We start from the raw sequence: 8,245 nt of genomic DNA on the forward strand, positions 1-8,245 counted from the left end.
ATTTGAAAATTATATAACCTGAAAAATGGGATTTAAAAATCCGATTTAAGGGATTAAAAAAAGAGAAACTTGAGATGAGGCTTTCTATTTTAAAAATAGTGAGCTGAGTTAAGAGAATCTTTCTTAAATGTTCTTTATAATCCCTATCTTTGTTTAGATAGGGATTATTTCATTGTGTGCTCCTTAAATTATAAATTTCATTAATTGTAAAGGAGAGATTAAGTGAAACTAAAAAGCAAAAAGATTAAGGCTTTGATTTTGCCATTACTTATTTTAATCTGCTGGTATTTAGGAAGTGAATCAGGATTTTTTAATTCATATATTCTACCTTCTCCTGCTAGAATATTGAAAACTTTTTTAGATTTACTTAAAAATGGATTATTGATTAAACATTTATTAGTTAGTTTTTACAGAGTATTTGTAGGGTTCAGCCTAACCTTTGTTGCAGCTTTTTCATTAGCACTTTTAATTGCTTTAAATGATTGGCTGACAGATTATATTACACCTACTTTAGAATTTATTCGCCATATTCCCCCTATTGCTTTAATACCAATTTTGATTTTGTGGTTAGGGATTGGGGAAAAACCTAAAATAACAGTTATAATTCTTGCTACATTTTTTCCTGTATTTTTAAACACTCTTAGCGGTATCAGTAACTGTGACCCAAAGTTAAAAGAAGTTGGAGAAATATTTGGTCTGAGTAAATGGGAAAGTTTTTATCGAATTATTTTACCTCAGGCTGTACCTTCAATTATTGTGGGAATGCAGATAGCTTTAGGCTACAGTTGGCGTTCTTTAATTGGAGCAGAATTAATCGCTGCTTCGGCTGGAATAGGTTACATGATAATTGATGCTGAACAGCTTTCTCGTCCTGATATTATAATAGTCGGTGTTTTTACAATTGGGATTTTTGGTTATTTAATTGATTATTTTTTTTTCAAACTTACTCAAAAATTAATATATTCTGGAGGGAAAGAAGATGAAATCAATCATTCAAATCAAAAATTTAACTAAAAAATATAAGATTGAAGGGCGAGAAATAAGGGCTTTAAATAATATAAACTTAGAAATTAATGGGGGGAGTTTTACAACCATAGTTGGTAAAAGTGGCTGTGGAAAAAGTACCTTTCTTAGAATAATAGCTGGACTTGAAACAGCTACTTCAGGTCAGATTTTCGGAACAAATAAAATAAAGAGTTCTCTGGTTTTCCAAGAAGCGAGACTGATGCCCTGGTTAACAGTTGAAGAAAATATCCTTTTCCCCTTAAAAAACAAGAAAAAAAATAAGATTCAGCCAAAAGTTGAAGAGAAGCTGCAGCTTTTGGGTTTAAAGGAATTTAAAGATGCCTATCCCGATCAAATTTCTGGAGGAATGGCTCAAAGAACTGCTTTAGGCAGAGCATTAATTTTTGAATCAGATCTTATTTTAATGGATGAACCATTAGGATCTCTTGATGCTTTTAATAGATATAAGCTGCAGGAGGAATTAAAAAATATATTTTCAGAAAATGATAAAACTGTAATCTTTGTTACTCATGATATTGATGAAGCGATTTTTTTAGGTGATCAAGTTTTGGTAATGGATTCAGGAGCTATTATTGAGCAGTTTAATTTAAAGAAAGAACTTAATCTTTTGAAGGATAAAGAAAAATACCTTGAATTAAAAGAGGAAATATTATCTGAACTTAAAGCTTAATAATATTAAAATTTATAAAAAAGTGTTCAAAATAAATTTTTATTTATCTAAAAAAAAATAAAAAGGGGAATGATTTTAATGAAAAATAAAATTATAAATATCTCAACAATTATTTTAATTATTACGTTCATTTTTTCAGCTGTACCAACAACTTTTTCCGCATCAAAGCTAGAAGAAGTATCTATTTCTTATGTTAAACTGCCTTTAAATGTGCCATCAATAGTAGAAAAAGAAAAGCAATTATTTGAAAAAGAGTTTAATCCAGATGGGATAGAGGTAAACTTTCCAGAGATTACACAGGGATCTAAGATGACACAGGCAGTTGCTGCAGGGTCTTTAGATTTTTGTAATGCTTTAGGAGGGACTTCTTTAATTTTAGCTGCGGCCAATGGAGTTGATATTAAGATGATAGGGACTTACAGTCGGGCCCCAAAAGCTTTTAATATTATGGCTAAAGATCCTGATATTCAGACAACTGCCGATCTTCGTGGCAAAAAAGTTGTAGGACCGAAAGGAACTATACTGCATCAACTGCTTTTGGCTTCACTAGTAGAAAATAATTTAGACTTAAATGATCTTGAATTTGTTAATTTAGGAATTGCAAGGGGGATTTCGGCTCTTTTAGCTGGAAGTGCAGATGCTGCATTGGTTGCTGGACCAGCTGTACCCCAGGCGCTAAAAAATGGTGCTCATATTATTGAAAGTGGTGAAGGACTCTTAGATGCAACAATTGTAATAGCTGTTAGTGGTGAATTTTTAGATAAACATCCTGCAGTTGTTGAGCGCTACCTTAGAGTTCATCAGAAAAGTTTAAAGTTTATGGAAGAAAACCCGGAAGAAACTTTTACAATGGTGGCAGAAGAAACTGGAATTTCTAAAGAAAATGTCGAAAAGATGTATTCCTGGTATGACTTTAATCCTGAAATTACAGAATCAGATATTACTGAATTGAAAAAAACTCAGGATTTTTTGTTTGAAAATGGAATGCTTTTAGAATCAATTGAAATTGAAAGCTTAATTGTAGAATAACTTAACTAAATCAAAGCTTGTTTTTTTAGTTAAAATTATATATAATTAAAAACTGCTGCATCATAAAGATTAGCTGTCTGCTGATTAGAAATTTTAATTGGCTGGCAGCTTTATTTTCTTTTTCAAAGAAAAATCATGCAAATAAAGGGAGATTATAATGAGCAATTTATTAGATGATTTAAATAAAAAACAGAAGCTTGCGGCTCAGACTTTAAAAGGGGCTGTACTGGTACTTGCAGGGGCAGGAAGTGGTAAAACAAGAACTTTAACTTATAGAACAGCAAATCTAATTGCTGCAGGTGTTGATCCAAAAAATATTTTAACTGTTACATTTACCAATAGAGCCGCAGATGATATGAAAGCTAAAATCAGTAAATTAATTGGAACAGACATTATAAATAAGATGAATTTAGGTACTTTTCACAGTATTTGCTTAAAAATACTGAGAGATAACTTAAAAAAAGTTGATCGCTCTGAAGGGTGTTTGATTTATGATACAACTGATTCGATTGCAATAGTAGAAGATATTATTTTCGATTTTGATTTGGAAGAAACAAAATACGATCCTAAAACGGTTTATAATATAATCTCTAAAGCAAAGATGGAATTGGTAAATCCTAATTACTTAACAGAAAAGTATGCTCAGGAAGATAATCAGTGGTCAGAGCATTTTTATAAAATTGTAAGCAGAGTTTATAATGAATATGAAAGAGTTTTAACAAATAATAATTGTTTTGATTTCAATGATTTAATAAAAAAGACAATAGAACTTTTAGAAGCTGATACAGAAATTTTAAAAAAATATCAAAATCAATTTAAATATATTCAGGTTGATGAGTATCAGGATGTTAATCATTCGCAATACCATCTAATTTCGTTATTAGCCAAACCTCAAAAAAATATTTTTGTTGTGGGCGATGATTGGCAGGGCATCTATGGATTTCGAGGGGCAGATATCAGCAACATTTTAGAATTTGAATATGATTATCCGGAAGCTGAAGTAATTAAACTTGAGAGAAACTATAGAAGTTCGAATAATATTATTTCTGCTTCAAATCAGTTGATAAACAATAATATACAGAATAAAAAAAAGGAGGCCTGGACGGCTGCAGCTGATGGAGCACCTATCTTTATTGCTGGTGCAGAAAGCCCCTTAGTAGAGGCTAAGTATGTCTGCAAGAGAATAAATAATTTGGTGGATTTTTATAATTATAAGCTTAGTGATATTGCAATATTGTGCCGCAGTCATTTTCAGTCTATACAGCTGCAAAATCAGCTGCCCAAATTTAGAATTCCACATCAACTGGTAGGAGGAGTTAGTTTTTTTGACCGCCAAGAAATCCGTTATTTTGTTAATTATCTTAAATTGCTGGTCAACCCCAATGATCGGCTTGCTTTAAAACGTTTGTTTAGAATTGAAGTTCATGGAGTCGGAGAAATCTTACTGAGTGAAATAAATAAATATGCACGTAAAAATCAGATGGAAATTACAGATGTCTTTGAAAGTCCTACTGTAGTTAAAGGAATTGGAAATAATAAAGCAGCAAATATTATTGAATTTCAACGGCGGGTTATTGACAGTATTTATGATCTAAGGGAAGAAAACCTGCCGATGCATCAGAAAGCTTTCGAATTATATCAGAGAGTAGATTTTGATAAAAATGTTTTAGCTGAATTAGATGATCCTGAAGGCAGGAAGAAATATATGAATATGTTTTTGGATGATATGGCTGATTTTCAAAAGAACAATCCCGGCCGCGGGCTTTATGATTATCTATTAATTAACAAATTAATTTCTGATAAAGATATTACTGAAGATAATCAGGAAAAAGTAAAAGTCATGACAGCACATTCTGCTAAAGGTTTAGAATTTCCAGTAGTTTTTATTATTGGTGTTGAAGAAGAAGTTTTTCCACATTTAAAGAGTCTAGAAGAAAAAGAGTCTGGTCAAAATCAATATGCTGTTGAAGAAGAGCGGAGATTATTTTATGTTGCAATGACTAGAGCAGAAAAATTATTATTTATTTCTTTTTCTAAGCAAAAACTTTCAAATGAACAGGGGCAGTATAAACAAATTATGCCATCTAGGTTTTTATATGAGCTTCCTGACCAAAGACTTGATTTCACCAGTGTAGAAAGTAAAAAAGGTGGGTCAGGAATTCAAATGCGGAAAAATGTAGAAGTGATATAAGGCTATGTGTTTTATTTCATTTGTATCATATTTCACTTGTACCAGGTACAAAAAGGCCTTTTTGTACCTGGTACCAATATGCTTTGGTACCAATATGCTGAAATAATCCTTGACAGAGTTAAAATTGAGTGATAGAATTTTATATAACTTAAAAAGAAAATAAAAATCATCAAGAGCGGTGGAGGGACTGGCCCTAAGATACCCGGCAACCTACTTAAAATCTTTAGTAAGGTGCTAATTCCAGCATTCCAGCAAGGAATGATAGATGAGAGGTAATTGAATCCTCTCATGAGGATTTTTTTCATTTCTAACTGTTCTTGATATTTGGAGCAGTTTTATTATTTTAGAGGGTGATAACTATTGATAAAAATTGAGAATTTAACTAAACACTATCATGTAGCTCAGGGTAAAGTAGAAGCAATTAACGGTTTAAACCTGGAAGTTGCTGATGGTGAGATATTTGGAATGATAGGACCAAGTGGAGCCGGTAAAAGTACTTTGATTCGAATGCTTAATCTTTTAGAAAAACCAACTGCAGGAACTATTAATATTAATGGAACTGATTTGACTGAATTAAGCTCACAAAATTTAAGGACTGCAAGACAAAAAATTGGGATGATTTTTCAGCATTTTAATCTTTTGTCATCCCGTACAGTAGTGGGAAATGTTGCTTTTCCTTTAGAAATTGCTGGGGTTAAGAAAAAGGAAAGAAGAAAAAAGGCAAAAGAATTAATTGAACTTGTTGGTTTATCAGATAGGGCGGATCATTATCCGGCTCAATTATCCGGCGGCCAGAAGCAAAGAGTTGGTATCGCTAGAGCCTTAGCAAATAATCCTGATCTATTATTATCTGATGAAGCAACATCTTCTTTAGATCCAGAAAGTACCAAAGCTGTTTTAGAACTTTTGGGTAAAATTAGGGATGAAATGAATTTAACAATTATTTTAATTACTCATGAGATGGGTGTAATTAAAGATATTTGTGATCGAGTAGCTGTTTTAGAATCAGGAAAAATAATTGAGGAAGGGAAAATAATCGATATTTTTTCTAGACCCCAACAGTCACTAACTAAAAAATTTATTAGCTCGGTTATTGATTTTGACTTACCAGAAAGAATTATTAAACATGTAAAAGCAGAAAGACCTGGAGAATTAATTCGGGTTTCTTTTGTAGGAGAAACTACTAATGACCCCCATATTTCTGATCTAGTAAAACATTATTCAGTAGATGCTAACATATTATATGGTAATATTGATGAAATTCAGGGTGTGCCATTTGGAACTCTGGTTTTAGATTTAGAAGGCCAGTTAACAAACATTGAAGAAAGTATATCCTATTTGAGAAGTAAAGATTTAAGAGTTGAGGTGTTAGAGGATGTTTAATTTCATTACAGATTTAGCCCGCTATAATGATTTAATGCTTAGCGGCTTATTAGAAACTTTATATATGGTAGCAATGTCTTTGTTTTTTGCTATAGTGGGTGGAATACCATTGGGAGTTTTAACCACCATCACTAGGCCAGGACATATACTACCTAATAAACCTTTTAATTTTATTTTAGATGGAATAATTAATATCGGTCGTTCAATCCCATTTATTATTTTAATGGTCGCTGTAATTCCTTTGACCAGGATGATTGTAGGAACCTCGATTGGTACGAATGCTGCAGTTGTGCCATTATCATTGGCAGCTATTCCCTTTATGGGAAGAGTTACAGATAATGCAATTTTAGAAATTGATCATGGAGTTGTAGAATCTGCACAATCAATGGGAGCCAGTCCGATGCAGATTGTATTTAAGGTTTTACTGCCTGAATCACTGCCGGCAATTATCCTAGGTTTAACACTGACTGCTATTAGTTTAGTTAGTTATTCTGCAATGGCAGGGGCAATTGGTGGGGGTGGTCTCGGCGATATCGCTATCCGCTATGGATACCAGCGTTTTCAGCTGCCTATTATGGTTGAAACAATAGTCGTTTTGGTGATAATGGTCCAGTTTATTCAGTTTTTTGGTAACCAGATTGCTTCATTTTTTGACCATAGGAGTTAAATAATTACTATTTTTAATTTTTAGTTTGAAATATGATAAAAAAGATTGTAATTATTTCTGACAAAAAATAAAGTCAGGATTAATTTAATAAAAATCAAACAAGTAGAAGAGGAGAGATAATAATGTTAAAAAAATCAATTTTAATTTTTGTTCTTGTGACTTTCTTATTTGCTGGTGCTGTTCAGGCTGATGATCATGTGCTTAAGGTTGGAGCTACACCTGTACCTCATGCAGAAATATTAGAATTTATAAAAGATGATTTAGCAGCAGAGGGAATTGAATTAGATATAGTAGAATTTACAGATTATGTAACTCCAAATTTAGCTTTAGATGACGGCAGTATTGATGCCAATTATTTTCAGCATATTCCTTATTTAAATCAATTTAATTCTGATCGTGATTTGAATCTGAAGTCAGTCATTAAAGTACACATTGAGCCTATTGCATTATATTCTGAAGAATATACAAATCTGGAGGAAATCCCTGAGGGTGCTTCAATTGCTGTACCAAATGATCCATCAAATGAAGGTAGAGCTTTACTCTTGCTTCATAATAAGGGAATTATTACTTTAGATGATCCAACAAATTTAAGTGCAACCCCAATTGATATTATAGAAAATCCAAAAAATCTTAAATTTGAAGAATTAGAAGCAGCACAGCTGCCTCGAGTACTACCTGATGTTGCTGCTGCAGTAATTAATACAAACTATGCACTTGAAGCTGATTTAAATCCTTTAGAGGATGCTCTAATTATCGAGGGCAGTGACTCACCATATGTAAATGTTGTTGCTGTGAAGGCTGAAAATGTGGATAGTGAAAAAATTAAGATTTTAAGAAGGGTAATTAATTCTAAGAAAGTAAAAGAATTTATAATTGAAGAATATGAAGGCGCGGTAGTTCCTGCTTTTGTACCTGTAGATAGTGAGAAATTAAAAGGAACCAAAAAAAGCGGTGATTACATTTTTTAATTGGATAGATAAAAAATAGTTTAGAAAAGTGATCTGCTTTGTTAGGGATCACTTTTTTATTAGCCAGGAAATTATACCTAATGGTTTGTTGTGGATAATATTTATAGTTTCATAATTTCCGCTATCAACAAAATTTAACCTTACTGTATTACAGATTGTCCGAAGGCCATTTTGTTCATTATTTAATATAAAAATAAATTTTATAATAATATGTAGGTTATAGATTTTATCGACAGAAAACCAGATGGGCTTGCCCTCTGGATGAATGCCGATATCTTTTAATGCAATTAAATATTTCTTAAAAAATATAA

Annotated in this window: 8 protein-coding genes and 1 riboswitch; of the genes, 7 read left to right on the forward strand and 1 reads right to left on the reverse strand. The window is 32.0% G+C overall.

What is annotated here, in order from left to right; translation table 11 throughout:
- Positions 1-222: 222 nt before the first annotated feature.
- From C7954_RS10560 to C7954_RS10590, 7 genes are all read left to right on the forward strand, one after another.
- Complete coding sequence (locus C7954_RS10560) at positions 223-1,014, forward strand: ABC transporter permease (protein ID WP_134059959.1); 792 nt, start codon at positions 223-225, stop codon at positions 1,012-1,014.
- Entirely contained in the window at positions 980-1,696 is a 717-nt protein-coding gene (locus tag C7954_RS10565) for an ABC transporter ATP-binding protein (RefSeq protein ID WP_134059961.1), read from the forward strand. Before C7954_RS10560 ends, C7954_RS10565 begins: the two co-directional genes overlap by 35 nt.
- A 78-nt stretch (positions 1,697-1,774) precedes the next feature.
- Positions 1,775-2,725 (forward strand): ABC transporter substrate-binding protein, encoded by a 951-nt coding sequence (locus C7954_RS10570; RefSeq protein ID WP_134059963.1) that lies wholly within the window; start codon positions 1,775-1,777, stop codon positions 2,723-2,725.
- Positions 2,726-2,882: 157 nt separating this feature from the next.
- Complete coding sequence (locus C7954_RS10575; RefSeq protein ID WP_073160771.1) at positions 2,883-4,916, forward strand: ATP-dependent helicase; 2,034 nt, start codon at positions 2,883-2,885, stop codon at positions 4,914-4,916.
- A gap of 163 nt (positions 4,917-5,079) precedes the next feature.
- Positions 5,080-5,188: riboswitch (SAM riboswitch) on the forward strand.
- Between the two features lie 88 nt (positions 5,189-5,276).
- Positions 5,277-6,299 carry a methionine ABC transporter ATP-binding protein gene (locus tag C7954_RS10580; RefSeq protein ID WP_134059965.1) on the forward strand — a complete coding sequence of 341 codons (1,023 nt, stop codon included), beginning with the start codon at positions 5,277-5,279 and terminating at the stop codon, positions 6,297-6,299.
- Positions 6,292-6,966, forward strand: a complete 675-nt coding sequence (locus C7954_RS10585) for a methionine ABC transporter permease (RefSeq protein WP_073160767.1) — start codon at positions 6,292-6,294, stop codon at positions 6,964-6,966. Before C7954_RS10580 ends, C7954_RS10585 begins: the two co-directional genes overlap by 8 nt.
- A 122-nt stretch (positions 6,967-7,088) precedes the next feature.
- Positions 7,089-7,934, forward strand: coding sequence for a MetQ/NlpA family ABC transporter substrate-binding protein (locus C7954_RS10590; protein WP_073160765.1), 846 nt, complete (start codon positions 7,089-7,091; stop codon positions 7,932-7,934).
- 48 nt (positions 7,935-7,982) lie between these two features.
- Here C7954_RS10590 and C7954_RS13820 read toward each other — a convergent pair.
- A partial coding sequence (locus C7954_RS13820; RefSeq protein WP_208320689.1) for a hypothetical protein occupies positions 7,983-8,245 on the reverse strand: 263 nt, incomplete at its 5' end.

It is taken from the genome of Halanaerobium congolense (assembly GCF_004366375.1).
GTDB lineage: Bacteria > Bacillota > Halanaerobiia > Halanaerobiales > Halanaerobiaceae > Halanaerobium > Halanaerobium congolense.